This is a genomic window from Nonomuraea sp. NPDC046570 (genome assembly GCF_040645915.1).
In the GTDB taxonomy this organism is placed as follows: Bacteria; Actinomycetota; Actinomycetes; order Streptosporangiales; family Streptosporangiaceae; genus Nonomuraea.
Window position 1 is genome coordinate 108,627 of record NZ_JBEYZF010000012.1, and the last position, 14,010, is coordinate 122,636.

13 protein-coding genes are annotated in these 14,010 nt (G+C 71.3%); 7 read left to right on the forward strand and 6 right to left on the reverse strand.

All coding sequences use genetic code 11. From position 1 onward, the window contains the following. Window positions 1-561 carry a hypothetical protein gene (locus tag ABZ911_RS20850; protein WP_358057919.1) on the reverse strand — a complete coding sequence of 187 codons (561 nt, stop codon included), beginning with the start codon at window positions 559-561 and terminating at the stop codon, window positions 1-3. 111 nt (window positions 562-672) lie between these two features. On the opposite strand from ABZ911_RS20850, the gene ABZ911_RS20855 reads away from it, so the two are divergent. Then, entirely contained in the window at window positions 673-2,094 is a 1,422-nt protein-coding gene (locus ABZ911_RS20855; RefSeq protein WP_358057922.1) for a PLP-dependent aminotransferase family protein, read from the forward strand. Here ABZ911_RS20855 and ABZ911_RS20860 read toward each other — a convergent pair. After that, a complete protein-coding gene (locus ABZ911_RS20860) occupies window positions 2,078-2,692 on the reverse strand; it encodes a trimeric intracellular cation channel family protein (RefSeq protein WP_358057925.1) in 615 nt (204 codons plus the stop codon). The two genes, ABZ911_RS20855 and ABZ911_RS20860, sit on opposite strands and share 17 nt — an antisense overlap. Before the next feature lie 9 nt (window positions 2,693-2,701). Continuing rightward, complete coding sequence (locus tag ABZ911_RS20865; protein WP_358057928.1) at window positions 2,702-4,183, reverse strand: peptide MFS transporter; 1,482 nt, start codon at window positions 4,181-4,183, stop codon at window positions 2,702-2,704. Window positions 4,184-4,332: 149 nt separating this feature from the next. On the opposite strand from ABZ911_RS20865, the gene ABZ911_RS20870 reads away from it, so the two are divergent. The 3 genes from ABZ911_RS20870 to ABZ911_RS20880 all read left to right on the forward strand — a co-directional run bounded on the left by ABZ911_RS20870 (window position 4,333) and on the right by ABZ911_RS20880 (window position 8,148). Continuing rightward, window positions 4,333-6,168, forward strand: coding sequence for an AMP-dependent synthetase/ligase (locus tag ABZ911_RS20870; RefSeq protein ID WP_358057931.1), 1,836 nt, complete (start codon window positions 4,333-4,335; stop codon window positions 6,166-6,168). Window positions 6,169-6,235: 67 nt separating this feature from the next. Further along, complete coding sequence (locus ABZ911_RS20875; RefSeq protein ID WP_358057934.1) at window positions 6,236-7,486, forward strand: hypothetical protein; 1,251 nt, start codon at window positions 6,236-6,238, stop codon at window positions 7,484-7,486. A 143-nt stretch (window positions 7,487-7,629) separates the two neighbouring features. After that, window positions 7,630-8,148 (forward strand): hypothetical protein, encoded by a 519-nt coding sequence (locus ABZ911_RS20880; protein WP_358057937.1) that lies wholly within the window; start codon window positions 7,630-7,632, stop codon window positions 8,146-8,148. Window positions 8,149-8,195: 47 nt separating this feature from the next. Here the strand turns inward: ABZ911_RS20880 and ABZ911_RS20885 are convergent, their stop codons facing one another. After that, window positions 8,196-9,395, reverse strand: a complete 1,200-nt coding sequence (locus ABZ911_RS20885) for a cysteine desulfurase-like protein (RefSeq protein ID WP_358057940.1) — start codon at window positions 9,393-9,395, stop codon at window positions 8,196-8,198. Window positions 9,396-9,435: 40 nt separating this feature from the next. Beyond that, window positions 9,436-10,590 (reverse strand): RtcB family protein, encoded by a 1,155-nt coding sequence (locus ABZ911_RS20890; protein WP_358057943.1) that lies wholly within the window; start codon window positions 10,588-10,590, stop codon window positions 9,436-9,438. 288 nt (window positions 10,591-10,878) lie between these two features. Between ABZ911_RS20890 and moaA the strand changes: the two genes are divergently transcribed. Continuing rightward, on the forward strand, window positions 10,879-11,868 hold the full coding sequence (gene moaA / locus ABZ911_RS20895) for a GTP 3',8-cyclase MoaA (protein ID WP_358057946.1): 990 nt from the start codon (window positions 10,879-10,881) through the stop codon (window positions 11,866-11,868). On the opposite strand, the gene ABZ911_RS20900 is transcribed toward moaA, so the two are convergent. Further along, window positions 11,855-12,811 (reverse strand): LLM class flavin-dependent oxidoreductase, encoded by a 957-nt coding sequence (locus tag ABZ911_RS20900; RefSeq protein ID WP_358057949.1) that lies wholly within the window; start codon window positions 12,809-12,811, stop codon window positions 11,855-11,857. The genes moaA and ABZ911_RS20900 overlap by 14 nt on opposite strands. 96 nt (window positions 12,812-12,907) lie before the next feature. Between ABZ911_RS20900 and ABZ911_RS20905 the strand changes: the two genes are divergently transcribed. Beyond that, window positions 12,908-13,495, forward strand: a complete 588-nt coding sequence (locus ABZ911_RS20905) for a molybdenum cofactor guanylyltransferase (protein ID WP_358058337.1) — start codon at window positions 12,908-12,910, stop codon at window positions 13,493-13,495. Further along, window positions 13,492-13,728: a DUF6457 domain-containing protein gene (locus ABZ911_RS20910; protein WP_358057952.1), complete on the forward strand. Its 237-nt coding sequence runs from the start codon at window positions 13,492-13,494 to the stop codon at window positions 13,726-13,728. The genes ABZ911_RS20905 and ABZ911_RS20910 overlap by 4 nt, the downstream gene beginning before the upstream one ends. Window positions 13,729-14,010 lie beyond the last annotated feature (282 nt).

Below are 14,010 nucleotides of genomic sequence, written 5' to 3' on the forward strand. Positions count from 1 at the left end.
CTAGGTCGTCGGCAGCGGGAACCTTTTGGCGAAGAACTGGGTGAGCGGGCCGATCGCCAGCGCGAAGAGCAGGGTGCCCACGCCGACCGTGCCGCCGAGCAGCCAGCCGATCACCAGGACGGTGATCTCGATGAGGAAGCGGGCCAGCCGTACCGACAGGCCGAGCCTGATCAGGCCGGTCATGATGCCGTCGCGCGGGCCCGGGCCCATGCCCGCGCCGATGTACAGCAGGGTGGCCAGGGCGATGGAGGGGACGGCGAGCAGCAGGTAGGCCCAGCTCGCCGCCCAGTGCGTCGGGGTGGGCAGCAGGAACATGGCGGCGTCGGCGAACAGGCCGAGGAAGACGACGTTGCTGATGGTGCCGATGCCCGGCTTCTGCCGCAGCGGGATCCAGAGCAGCATCACCAGCGCGCCGACGCCGATGATCCAGGCGCCGATGGTCCAGCCGGTCCGGATGGCCAGGCCCTCGTGGAAGACGTCCCACGGGTCGTTGCCGAGCCCCGACTCCACCTGCAGGCCGATGCCGGTGCCGTAGAGGGCCAGGCCGCCGTACAGGCGCACGAGGCGGGACGGTATGGATCCCAGGGACTGGACGGTTGTTTCACTCATAATGGCCATATCGTGCCAGGCCAATGGCTTGCATAACCAGGGCCAATCGTGAAAAGTGGCCTTATGCAGATTAGTGCGGTACAGCTCGCCAGGTTGCTCGACGTCGACCGGTCGGCCAAGCCCTACTACCGGGCGCTGGCCGCGGGCGTGCGCGCGCTGATCAGTGACGGCAGCCTGCCGGTGCGGGCGCGGATGCCCGCCGAACGCCACCTGGCCACCACCCTGGGCGCCAGCCGTACCACCGTGACCGCCGCCTACGACCTGCTGCGGGAAGAGGGCTACCTCGGCAGCCGCCAGGGCTCGGGAAGCTGGACCAGCCTGCCCGACCCGTCCCTGTCCGACAATCCGTGGCTGTCGGTCGACGACGACGGGCTGCTGCAGTTGCACTGCGCCGCGCCGGCCGCGCCGAGCGCGCTGCAGGAGGCCATGAAGCAGGCCGTCGCCGACCTGCCCCGGTTCGGCATGGGCATGGGCTACGACCCGATGGGCCTGCCCATGCTGCGCGAGCGGATCGCCGCCCGCTACACCGAGCGGGGCCTGGCCACCAGGCCCGAGCAGATCATCGTCACCACCGGCTCGCAGCACGCCATGCAGCTCGTCATGGCGCTGCTGGTCGGCCAGGGCGACCCGGTGCTGCTGGAGTCGCCCACCTACCCGCACGCCATCGACGCGGCCCGGCTGCGCGGCGCCAGGATCGTGCCCGTCGGCATCGGCGACGGCGGCTGGCAGGTCGACCTGTTCGCCTCCGCCATGCGCCAGTCCGCGGCCAGGCTGGCCTACCTGATGCCCGACTTCCACAACCCGACCGGCGCGCTGATGGACGACGCCACCCGCGCCGCGATCGTCGGCGCGGCCAGGCGCTCCGACACCACCCTGCTCATCGACGAGACCTGGTCGGAGCTGGCGCTGGACGAGGTGCCGCAGACCAGCGCGATGGCCGCCTTCGACACCGACAGCCGGGTCATCACCATCGGCTCGGCCTCCAAGCTGTGGTGGGGCGGGTTGCGCATCGGCTGGGTGCGCACCACCGCCGCGCTCGCCCGCCGCCTGGCCGTGCACCGGGCCGCCGTCGACATCGCCAGCCCCGTCCTGGAGCAGCTCGTCGTGGCCAGGCTGTTCGACCGGCTGGAGGAGACCAGGGCCGAGCGCCGCCGCAGCCTGCGCGCCGCCCGCGACACGCTGGTGGGCGCCCTGCGCGAGCACCTGCCCGAGTGGAGCTTCACGGTGCCGCGCGGCGGCGGCACGCTGTGGATCCGGCTGGCCGGAGGCGGCGCCACGCCCCTGGCGGAGGCCGCCGCCTGCCACGGGGTACGGCTGGCGCCGGGCCCGTGGTTCGGCGTGGGCGGCACGCTGGAGGGTTACCTGCGGCTGCCGTACACGCAGCCGCCGCAGGTGCTGGCCGAAGGGGTGGAGAGGATCGCCAGGGCCAGGCGGCTCGGCGCGTTCGGGGCGCGGCCGGCCGACTCGCTCATTCCGTCGGTGTGACGCCGCGGGCCAGCGGGGCGCGCCAGCCGTACCGCATGGCCAGGATGCGCAGGCCGAAGGCCAGGACGGCGGAGGCGAGGGTGGCCGGCCAGCCGTGCAGGTCCAGGGCGTACAGCGCGGCCATCGCGATCGAGCCGAGCAGGGCGGGCACGGCGTAGAGCTGGCGGTCGTAGAGCAGGGTCGGGATCTCGCCCGCCATGATGTCGCGCAGCATGCCGCCGCCGACGGCGGTGGTGACGCCGAGCAGGACGGCGTGCAGCGGGGTGAGGCCGTAGAGCAGCGCCTTCTCGGTGCCGACCGCGCAGAACAGGCCGAGCCCGGCCGCGTCCAGGATCAGGATGGCCGGCATCACCCTGGCCACGTGCGGATGCCAGAAGAACACCACCACCGTGGCCACCAGGGGCGTCACCACGTAGCCGAGGCTCTGGAAGGCCGCGGGCGGGACGTTGAGGATCAGGTCGCGCACGACACCGCCGCCCAGCGCGGTCATCCCGGCGAGCACCGCCATGCCGATCACGTCCAGGCGTTTGCGGACGCCCATGAGGGCGCCCGAGAGGGCGAAGACGAAGATGCCGGCGAGATCGAGCAGTTCGGACACGGCGAGATCTTAGGGCAGGGCGCTGTCGTGCTCTCCCATCAGCCTCTTCAGCTTCCCGACGAAGGCGAACAGCACGGCGGCGGCCACCACCGCCAGCAGGCCGAGGGTGAGGAAGAAGCCGCCCTCGCCGACCGCGGGCACCAGGAAGCGGTAGGCCTGGCCGCCGATCGGGTCGCCGACCGCCGGGGCCAGGAACCAGATGCCCATCATCTGGCCCTTGAGCGAGGCCGGGGCCAGCTTGGCGGTGACCGACAGGCCGACCGGGCTCAGGCAGAGCTCGCCGATCGTCTGCATGAGGTAGACCAGCCCGAGCCAGAGCAGCGCGACCTTGGTGCCGTCCGCGGCGACGCCGTTCAGCAGCCACATCACCACGAAGCTCAGGCCCGCCATCAGCAGCGCGAAGGAGAACTTCAGCGGGCTGCTGATCCGGTTGCCCGCCTTCAGCCAGATCTCGGCGAACACCGGGGCCAGGATGATCACGAAGAGCGCGTTGAAGTTCTGCGTCATGCCCGCGGGGATCTCCACCCCGAACACGGTGAGATCGGTCTTGGTCTCGGCGAACACGGTCAGCGCGCCCGCCGCCTGCTGGAAGATCATCCAGAAGATGGCCGCGGCCACGAAGAGCCAGATGTAGGCCCGCATGCCCACCCGCTCGGCCGGGGTGATGTCGTGCGCGCCGCGCATGATGTAGAGGAAGTACAGGACGACCACGACGACGCTGAGGATCGTGACCACCGTCGGCACGGTGCCCACGGTGAAGGTGCCAGAGGCCACCCAGATCGCCACCAGGGCCGCCGCGATCACGATCGCCGCCACGACCAGCTTGGTCACCTTGGCCCGCTCGGCCGGGGTGAGCGGGTGCGGCACCCGCTCGCCCGCGCCCTCCAGCGACCGCTTGCGCGCGACGTACATGATCAGGCCGAGCGCCATGCCGACCGCCGCCGCGCCGAAGCCCAGGTGCCAGCGCGAGTCCCCGGCCAGCCACGGCGTGACGAAGATGCCGATCAGCGCGCCGAGGTTGATGCCCATGTAGAACAGCGAGAAGCCCGAGTCGCGGCGGGCGTCGTCCTGCTCGCGGTACAGGTAGCCGACCATGGCCGAGATGTTCGGCTTGAGCAGGCCGGTGCCGCAGATGATGAGGATCAGGCCGAGCCAGATCGTGGCGGGCGACTCGACGGGGATCGCCATCGAGATGTGGCCGAGCATGATGATGAACCCGCCCCAGAACACCGTACGGCGGGCGCCCAGGAGCCGGTCGGCGATCCAGCCGCCCGGCAGCGAGGTCAGGTAGACCAGCCCGCCGTACAGCGACACGATCGGCACGGCGGTCGTCTCGTCCAGGCCGAGGCCGTTGCGCACCGGGGGCGCGGTCAGGAAGAGCACCAGGATGGCGCGCAGGCCGTAGAAGCTGAAACGCTCCCACATCTCGGTGCCGAAGAGCGTGGACAGACCACGTGGATGGCCGAAGAAGGTCTTCTCATCCGTGCTCATGACGCCCCCCGACGACACAGTGTGCATGTGATCCAGCACTCTACGTGACCAGCGCGAAACGTTCCATATCCGGGTCTTGTCGAGCCTTGCGGCGATGTGGTGCGATGCAGGCCACCCGTGCAAGTGAGCACTGACTGGAGGCGCGTGCTATGGCCGATGTCCTTGAGGTTCGGGCCGAGATCGAGGGGCAGATCGCCGGGATGACCGTCTGCGAGATGCTCAGGCTGACCGCCGAGCGCCATCCGGACGCGCCCGCGTACTCCGATCCCGTCGAGGGCGGCTGGAGCACGCTGACCTACGCCGAGGCCAGGCGGCGGGTGCTGGAGATCGCGGCCGGATTCGCCGCGCTCGGCCTGGCGCCCGGCGAGGCGGTCGCGCTGATGATGATCAACCGTAGCGAGCACGTGCTGGCCGACCTCGGCGCCGTGCACGCCGGCGGCGTCCCCTGCTCGGTCTACTCCACCTTCGCCCCCGACCAGGTCGCCTTCGTGGCCGACAACGTGGGCGCCAGGTACGCCGTGGTCGGCGGGGCCGCCGACCTGTCCCGCTGGGATCCCGTCCTCGACCGGCTCCCCGACCTGCGCAAGATCATCGTGCTGGACGGCGCGCCGGCCGGTGACCGCTTCCTGAGCTGGGCCGACTTCCTCAAACTCGGCCGCGCCAGGCTGGCCGAGGCGCCCGGGGAGATCGAGGAGCGCTGGCGCGCGGTCACCCCCGGCGACGTGCTCACCGTCCTCTACACCTCCGGCACCACCGGCATGCCCAAGGGCGTCCCGCTGACCCACACGAACGTCTTCTACGAGGTCGAGTCCACCGACCGGCTCACCTCGCTGCCCGAGCGCGGCACCCAGGTCTCCTACCTCACCTACGCGCACATCGCCGAGCGCGTCCTCAGCCTCTACCTGCCACTGGTCAAGGTCTCGCACGTGCACTTCTGCACCGACCTGGCCAACCTGGGGGCCACGCTCGGCCAGGTGCGGCCGATGATGTTCTTCGGGGTGCCGCGCGTCTACGAGAAGATGATGGCCAAACTGCAGGCCGTCCTCGCCACACAGCCCGAGGAGCAGCAGGACAACGTCCGCAGGGCGATGGCCGCCGGCCGCGCCTACATCGAGGCGTGCCAGCACGGCGGCACCCTCACCCCGCAGATCCAGGCCGCCTACGACACCGCCGACGCGGCCCTGCTGTCCATCGTCAGATCCATGATCGGCTTCGACCAGGCGCAGTGGACCATCACCGGCGCCGCCCCCCTGCCCGACGACGTCCAGCGCTTCTTCGCCGGCCTCGGCCTGAAGGTCATCGACGTGTACGGCATGACCGAGACCACCGGCGCCTTCACCGGCAACAGCCCGGCCAGCTACAAGCTCGGCACCGTCGGCAGGCCCGAACCCGGCGTCGAGGTGCGCATCGCCGAGGACGGCGAGATCCTCACCCGCAGCCCGCTCAACACCTCGGGCTACGTCTCCCGCCCCGACGCCACCGCCGAACTGGTCGATGAGGAGGGCTGGCTGCACACCGGCGACATCGGCTCCATCGACGACGACGGCTTCGTCCGTGTCGTCGACCGCAAGAAGGAGCTCATCATCACCGCGGGCGGCGAGAACATCTCCCCGGCCGCCATCGAGAACCACCTCAAGGAGCACCCGCTCATCGGCCAGGCGCTCGCCTACGGCGACAACCGGCCCTTCCCCGTGGCCATCCTCACCCTCGACGGCGAGGCCGCGCCCGGGTGGGCGCAGGCGCAGGGCATCGCCTGCACCTCGCCGGTCGAGCTGGTCGAACACCCCGAGGTGCTCAAGGCCGTCGAGGCGGCCGTGCAGGCGGCCAACGACAGGCTGGCCAGGGTGCAGCAGGTCAAGCGGTGGGCGCTGCTGCCGGGGGAGTGGACGCCGGAGACCGAGGAGCTCACGCCCAGCCTCAAGCTCAAGCGGAGGGTCATCCACGCCAAGTACGCCGAGGTGATCGAGGGGCTGTACACCGGCTGAGCCTTTTGCCAACCGGGGCGTGTGTCACGACCCCGGCCATTACCGGATGCTTTCTACCGTCTTGATCATGACCAAGGCAGTTCTACTCGCATCGATGGTGGCGGGGGCGCTCGGCGTACCTGGACTGGTCGCGGCGCCGCCCGCCATCGCATCCGATCTCGAGATCAGGCAGATCACGGTACGGCCGGGCAGCCCGGTGGTCGGCCCCGACGGGGCGGTGAAGCTGGTGATCGACGTCGTGGCCCGGGGCGCGGAGGGCAAGGACGGCGTCACCATCAAGGTCGAGCCGGGGGCGCCGCCGCAGCCCGTCATCGGCTCGTGGCCCCGGCACACCGGGCCGGTCCAGGGGGGTGACCCCTTCGGGCCGGTACCCCTTGTTCCGGACGCGCCCGACCAGGAGCCGGCGGACACGGGGGCGGCGGACACGGGGGCGGCGGGGGCCGGGGAGGACGCGCAGGACCCGGCGAACTCGGGGGCGCCGGACGTCAGGGAACCGGCGGGCGTCAAGCCACCGGTCGTACGGAAGCCGCGGCCGGTCGTACGGAAACCCGCAGGTGTCAAGCCACCGGCCGTACGGAAACCCGGAGGCGTCGCGCCGCCGGAAGTGCGGGAACCCGAAGGCGTCAAGCCGCCGGAAGTGCGGGAACCGGAAGGTGTCACGCCGCCTGAGGTAGGGGAGCCGGAAGGCGGCCAGATGCCGGGGAACGAGGGCGGCACGGTGCCGGAGGTGGCGCCCCGGAGCGGGGACGCGGCCGCTCTCCTGGGCGAGGGGATGGCCGGCGCTCCCGCACCGCGCCCCCTGCTGAGGTGGCCTCCCCTGCCGTCCCGGGAAGAGGCCGCCGCGATGGACGCCCTGGCGGCCATGGGGGCCATGAGGCTGGCGGACGAGTGGGAGACCTGGCGGTTCCTGCCCGCCCGCGGACTGAATCGGTTCTACCCCGCGGGAGCGTGGACGATCACCGCGACCGCGAAGGACGAACACGGGCAGGTGGTGACGGAGTACCAGACGTTCGAGCTCAAGCATCAGACCAGACTCCGCTCGGTGGAGGCGGAGCGGGTGCAAGGCAAGCGGGGGGTACGCCTGCAGGGAACGCTGACCCGGGTCGACCCGCGCGGCTACACCGACTACGCGCCCTTCGCGGGCCAGCGCCTGGAGATCGAGCACCGGCGCGAGGGCGGCGACTGGACGAAGGCGGCCACCGTGACGACGACGGCCACCGGACGCTTCACCCGCACGGTACCCGGACGGGCGCACGGCACCTGGCGCGTCCGCTTCGAGGGCACCGGCAAGTACGCCCCTATCCAGAAAATCACCTAATACTGGGACAAATACCCCTAAGTCAATATGCTGTTGCCGAACTGTGATCTACTTTGCGGCAACTTTTCCTCCCTTTTGGGCGTCATTGCCGTAGGCGCACTCTGCTCGGAAGGCGTCTAAGCAACGGGGAGAGGAAGATCCAGATGAAGCGACGTATCGCCGCCGGCGTGGCGGCTGCCGCGCTCGGCGTCTCGGTGCTCGCGACCGCCGCTCCGGCGATGGCGGATCCCGGAGACGGTGGTTTCGAGCGCGGCGACGACCGCGGGAGCAACTACGACAGCGGCTACACCCGACTGGAGTTCGACGCGGGCCCCGAGCCGATCCGCGCGGGCCGTAGCCTTTCGCTGGGCGGCAGGCTGTCGGTCCGGTGTGACGAGGACTTCATCGACGGCTACGTGGTCGCCCACCAGTCCGGCTGGTGCAAGAGCGCGAGCTGGCAGCGGCTCGGCTGGAAGAACATCGTCATCCTGTTCAAGTCCGACCGTTCCAACCGGTGGGAGCACGTCGACACGGTCAAGACCGACCGTGGCGGCCACTTCTACACCGAGGCCAAGGCCTACACCTCCGGCACCTGGCGCGCGGTCTTCGAAGGCTCGCGCTACCTCGGCGGCGCCGAGGCCACGGACTGGGTGAAGGTCTACCGCGGCGGCTACCACCACTAGAGGTCCCAACGGACGCCCGGCCTCGAGAAGGCCGGGCGTTCGCAGTCTCACAGCTCCTCCAGCGCGGCCAGCAGCCGCTCGACCTCCGACCGGTCGTTGTAGTGGACCAGCCCCGCCCGTACGGCCGAGCCGCTGTCCCTGATGCCCAGCGCGGCCGTCAGCTCCCAGGCGTAGCAGTGGCCGTCCCACACGTTGATCCGCCTGGCCGCCAGGTGCTCGGCCACCTCGCGCGGGGTACGGCCCTCGACGGTGAAGTAGGCCGTGGCCGTACGGCGGCGCGGCGAGCCGATCAGGCGCACCGACGGCAGTGCGGCCAGCCCCTTCAGCAGATGCGACAGCTCGGCCTGCTCGTGGTCGCGCACCGCCGCCATCGAGGCCAGCACCCGCGCGCGGCGCGATCCCCGCGCCTCCGGGTCCAGCCCGGCCAGGTGGTCGACGGCGGCGCTCACCCCCGCCAGGTCGGCGAAGGGCAGCGTGCCCGTCTCGAAGCGCTCGGGCGCCTCCTCCGGTGCGGAGGCCAGCTTGTCCGGCACCAGGCGCGCCAGCAGGTCGGGGGCGGCGACGACGGCGCCGATGTGCGGGCCGCTCCACTTGTAGGCGCTGGTGGCGTACAGGTCGGCGCCGAGTTCGGCCACGTCGACGGGCAGGTGCGGGGTGGCGTGCACGCCGTCGACGTAGGTCAGCGCCCCCGCCGCGTGCGCGATCGCCGAGATGCGCGCCACGTCCGGCATGGTGCCCAGCACGTTGCTGGCGGCGGTCACGGCCACCAGCCGCGTGCGCCCGGTGACCAGCTTCTCGTACTGCGCGGCCGGCAGCTCGCCGGAGGGCAGCTCGACGTCGGCCCAGCGCACCTCCACGCCCGCCCGCCCGGCGGCCTGCACCCAGGGGCGGACGTTCGCGTCGTGGTCCAGGCGGGAGAGCACGATCTGGTCGCCGGGCCGCCAGCCGCGCGCGAACGCGGTGGCGAAGCGGTACGTCAGGGTGGTCATGTTCGGGCCCAGGACGACGCCCTCCGGCACGCCGCCGACCAGGTCGGCGACCGCGCGCCGGGCCCCGGCCACGATGGCGTCGGAGCGGGCGCTGGCCGGGAAGGCGCCGTGGGCGTTGCCGATCCCGGCCCGGTAGGCCCCGGCGATCGCGTCGATCACGGTCTGCGGCACCTGGGTGCCCGCGGCCGCGTCAAGCCAGGCGTACTCGTCGGAGAGGGCAGGGTAGAAGGCGCGCACACGGGAGACGTCGAAGCTCACAGTTCATGATGAACCCGGACGACTCCCGAATAAAAGGCGATCAACCCTTGTAATTGAACACTTGGCGCAGCGTGTGCTGGATGGTGACCAGGTCCTTCTGGTCGTCCATCACCTGGTCGATCGACTTGTAGGCGTCCGGGTGCTCGTCCACCAGAGCCGCCGCCCGGTCCGCGTTCCAGGTGCGCCCGCGCATCGCCTCGGTCAGCGACGCGACCGACAGCTCACGCTTGGCCTTGGTCCGCGACATCCGGCGCCCCGCCCCGTGCGAGCAGGAGTTGTACGACTCCGGGTTCCCCTGGCCGCGCACGATGTACGAACGCGTCCCCATCGAGCCCGGGATCACTCCCTCGTCACCCCGGTCGGCCTTGATGGCCCCCTTGCGGGTGATCCACAGGTCCTTGCCGTAGTGGGTCTCCCGCTGGGTGAAGTTGTGGTGGCAGTTGATCGTGCGGATCCGGACGCCCTTCCCCGCCACCCGGAACAGGGCGTTGACCAGGACCTTGTCCATCCGGGCGCGCGAGGCCATCGCGTACCGCTGAGCCCACAGCATGTCCTCGATGTACGCGGTGAACTCCGCGGTGCTCTGCACCAGGTAGGCCAGGTCCGGGTCCTCCAGGCCGATGGCCTGCTTCCTCATCAGCTTCTTGGCGTCGGCGATGTGCATCGTGGCGAGCTGGTTGCCGATGCCGCGCGAACCCGAGTGCAGCACCGTCCAGACCCGGTCGCGCTCGTCCAGGCAGACCTCGACGAAGTGGTTGCCGGAGCCGAGGGTGCCGAACTGGTCGGACACCTTCTTCTCCTGCCGGGGGGTCAGGTCGGTGTGCGGGCGGCCGAGCTCGCTCAGCGCGCGGTCCATGGCCGGGTCGGTGTGACCCTTGCCGACACCGGCCGGAATGCGGCGCTCCACCATCGGCATCAGCGCGGCCAGGGTGTCGGGCAGGTCGGCGGCGGTGAGCGAGGTCTCGGTCGCGACCATGCCGCAGCCGATGTCGACGCCCACGGCGGCGGGGATGATCGCGCCCTCCGTGGGGATCACCGAGCCGACCGTCGCACCGATGCCCACGTGCGCGTCCGGCATGAGAGCGACGTGGCCGGAGACGAACGGCAGGCGGGCGGCGCGCGCGGCCTGCGTGATCGCGCCTTCGTCGATCTCGCTGGCCCACGACAGCAGGTTCGGTGCGGGCTGGTTCGGCATGGTGATTCTCCTCGCTGGTCAATGATCAGTTTGTCCTGACCGGAAGGGAAATCCCACCTATTTTATCGCGCGGGCGACTTCGGGATCGGCGGCGCCGCAGGTCAGAGCCATCCTCTGGCGGACGCCTCGACCCCGGCCTTGAGCATCCGCAGCAGCAGCAGGTCCTCCTCGCTCGGCCGGTCGCCGACGGCGCCCAGGAACAGGGCGAACATGCGGTGAGCGGCGTTGTCGGTGCCCTGACATAGGCTGGGACCGATATCCCCCGGATAGGCAAGGAGGTGACGCCCGATGCTGAAGGACTCTTTCGGCCGGGTGGCAACCGATCTTCGGGTGTCCCTCACCGACAAGTGCAACCTGCGGTGCAGCTACTGCATGCCGCCCGAGGGGCTCGACTGGATGCCCAGCGCCCAACTGCTGACCGCCGACGAGATCGTCCGCCTGGTGCGCCTCGGCGTCGAACGCCTGGGCATCACCGAGGTCCGCTACACCGGCGGCGAGCCGCTGCTACGCCGCGAGCTGGTCGACATCGTCGCCCGCACCACCGCCCTGGCGCCGAGACCCCAGGTGTATCTGACCACCAACGGCATCGGCCTGGCCAAGCTGGCCGAGTCGCTGGCCGGCGCCGGGCTCGACCGGGTCAACGTCTCCCTCGACACCCTCGACCCCGAGACGTTCAAGCGGCTGGCCCACCGCGACCGGTTCGCCGACGTGATCGCCGGGCTGGAGGCCGCCGACCGGGCCGGACTGCGCCCGGTGAAGGTCAACACGGTGCTGATGCGCGGCGTCAACGAGACCGAGGCGGTGCCGCTGCTGCGCTTCTGCCTCGACCGGGGCTACGAGCTGCGCTTCATCGAGCAGATGCCCCTCGACGCCCAGCACGGCTGGAAGCGCGAGAACATGGTCACCGCCGACGAGATCCTGGCGATGCTGGAGCCCGAGTTCGACCTGACGCCCGACGACCTGGAGGAGCGCGGCAGCGCCCCGGCCGAGCGGTACCTGGTCGACGGCGGGCCCGCCAGGGTGGGCGTGATCGGCTCGGTGACCCGCCCGTTCTGCGCCGCCTGCGACCGGGTGCGCCTCACCGCCGACGGCCAGATCCGCAACTGCCTGTTCGCGACCGAGGAGTCCGACCTCAAGAGCGCCCTCAGGGCCGGCGCCACCGACGACGAGCTGGCCGAGCGCTGGATCGCCGCCGTGCGCGGCAAGCGGGCCGGGCACGGCATCGACGACCCGTCGTTCCTGCAGCCGTCCCGGCCGATGTCGGCTATCGGAGGCTGATCAGCTTCTTGTAGGAGTCGAGCCGGCGCTCCAGGTCGTAGGTGTTCATCGTGACCAGCACCTCCTGAGCGCCGGTCCGCTTCACCAGCGCGCCCAGCTCCGCCGCCACCTCGTCCTCGGTGCCGTGGATCTGGCCGCGCAGCGCCTCCTCCAGATACCCCCGCTCACGGTCGCTCATCGCCGCCCCGGCGATCTCCCGCGGCGGCCGCAGCGGCGGGAAGACGCCGTGCGTGCGCGAGTACGCGGTCGCCCACGCCTCGGGCAGCAGCAGCTCACGGGCGTCCTCGCCGACCGCGACCGTGGCCGCGACGATCACGTACGGCTCCGCCGCCCACTCCGACGGCCGGAACCTCTCCCGGTAACGTCCGGCGGCCTCGGCCTTGCCCCCGATGACCAGCGGCAGTCCGTGCTCGGCCGCGATGTCCGCCCCCGCCCCCATCGCCAGGACGAACACCGGCACCCGCAACCCCTCCGCGGGCATCGCGTGCACCCCGGGGTAGCGCCGCTGCCCCGAGAAGAACCCGAGCAGCTCCTCCAGTTGCTCGCCGAACCCGTCGGCGGCGCTCCTGTCCTGCCCGAGCGCCCGCCTGATGCCGCCGGTGAACCCGACCGAACGGCCGAGCCCCATGTCGATCCGCCCCGGATACAGCGACTCCAGCACCCCGAACTGTTCGGCGACGACCAGCGGCCGGTGGTTGGGCAGCATCACCCCGCCGGTGCCGACCCTGATCCGCGAGGTGGCCGCGGCGACGGCGGCGGCCAGCACGGTCGGCGCCGACCCCGCCACCCCGGGCACCGCGTGGTGCTCCGACACCCAGAACCGGTGGTAGCCGAGCGCCTCCGCCTCCCTGGCGAAGGCGACCGTGTCGCGCAGCGCCTGCCCGGGGTCGTGCCCCTGCCGGACGAGCGAGCGATCCAGAACCGACAGCCGTGTACCGATCACTACAGGTTCAACACGTTTCACCGGGGAGGATTCCCGTAGGGCCTGGGACGGCCAGTGCCTGCCCCGGGCGGAGCCCCGCGCCCCCGGCGGGGCAGGATGGTGGGCGTGGAGTACGACGCGATCATCCTCGCCGGGGGAGAGGCCCGCCGCCTGGGCGGGCGGGACAAACCCGGCCTCCAGGTACGCGGCAAGCCGCTGGTCGAACTGGTGGCCGCCGCGGTGCCCCAGGCGGCGCGGCTGGTCGTGGTGGGCCCGCCCAGGAACCTGCCCGGGGCGATCACCACCCGCGAGGACCCGCCCGGCGGCGGACCCGTCCCCGCCCTGCGCGCGGGGCTCGCCGAGGTCACGGCCCCCTACGTCGCCCTCCTCGCGGGCGACCTCCCGTTCCTCAGGCCCGAGCACGTCGCCGCCCTCCTCCGGGCGGCAGCGGGAGAGGACGCGCCCGTGCGAGGAGGAAGCGCGGCGGGAGCCGTACTCGTCGACGACTCCGGGCAGGCGCAGTGGCTGGCCGGGGTGTGGCGGACCGCGGCACTGCGTGCGGCGCTCGCCGGCTACGCGGGCCGCTCGCTGCGCGGGGTGCTCGCGCCACTGGAGCCGGTACGGCTGGCGCTGCCCGGCGAGCCCTGGTTCGACTGCGACACAATGGACGATCTACGCCAGGCCCGACAAGGAGAACCCGGATGAACGTGCTCAACGAGTGGACCGCCCTCGCCTGCGAGGAACTCGGCCTCGACCCCGCCACCGTGGACCGGGACCTGATCCTGGACCTCACCAAGGAGGTGGCGCACGGCGTGGCCCGGCCCGCCGCGCCGCTCACCGCCTACCTGCTCGGCCTCGCCCAGGGCGCGGGCACCGCTCCGCAGGACGCGGTGGCCCGCCTGACCGCACGAGCCCGCGAGTGGGAGAGGCCCACCTGACCTGCGGGTGGGGTGACAGGTGAACGTTCCTGTCAAGGCTGAGGATTTGCTGTGAGTCAGGACAGCGAACTGTAAACGATTTCGGGAAAGCGGCCCTATCCGAAATGTGAACACAAAAAAACCCCCGAAAAGGGGCGACGCCGGGTGGTTACGGGGGCAAACCACCCGGCGTCGCTTCATCGGCGTTCCGACGGGGGCCCGGAACGCCGGCACCAGCACTCCGACGGGGGACCGGAGCGCTTGGCTAAAGCGTACACCTACAACCCGTGGGATGCGTCAAGA

Coding starts and splice junctions, on each gene's coding strand:
- ABZ911_RS20855 (WP_358057922.1), top strand. CDS start 673: ATGCAGATTAGTGCGGTACAGCTCGCCAGGTTGCTCGACGTCGACCGG.
- ABZ911_RS20910 (WP_358057952.1), top strand. CDS start 13,492: ATGAACGTGCTCAACGAGTGGACCGCCCTCGCCTGCGAGGAACTCGGC.
- ABZ911_RS20890 (WP_358057943.1), bottom strand. CDS start 10,590: ATGCCGAACCAGCCCGCACCGAACCTGCTGTCGTGGGCCAGCGAGATC.
- ABZ911_RS20905 (WP_358058337.1), top strand. CDS start 12,908: ATGGTGGGCGTGGAGTACGACGCGATCATCCTCGCCGGGGGAGAGGCC.
- moaA (WP_358057946.1), top strand. CDS start 10,879: ATGCTGAAGGACTCTTTCGGCCGGGTGGCAACCGATCTTCGGGTGTCC.
- ABZ911_RS20875 (WP_358057934.1), top strand. CDS start 6,236: ATGACCAAGGCAGTTCTACTCGCATCGATGGTGGCGGGGGCGCTCGGC.
- ABZ911_RS20870 (WP_358057931.1), top strand. CDS start 4,333: ATGGCCGATGTCCTTGAGGTTCGGGCCGAGATCGAGGGGCAGATCGCC.
- ABZ911_RS20865 (WP_358057928.1), bottom strand. CDS start 4,183: ATGAGCACGGATGAGAAGACCTTCTTCGGCCATCCACGTGGTCTGTCC.
- ABZ911_RS20880 (WP_358057937.1), top strand. CDS start 7,630: ATGAAGCGACGTATCGCCGCCGGCGTGGCGGCTGCCGCGCTCGGCGTC.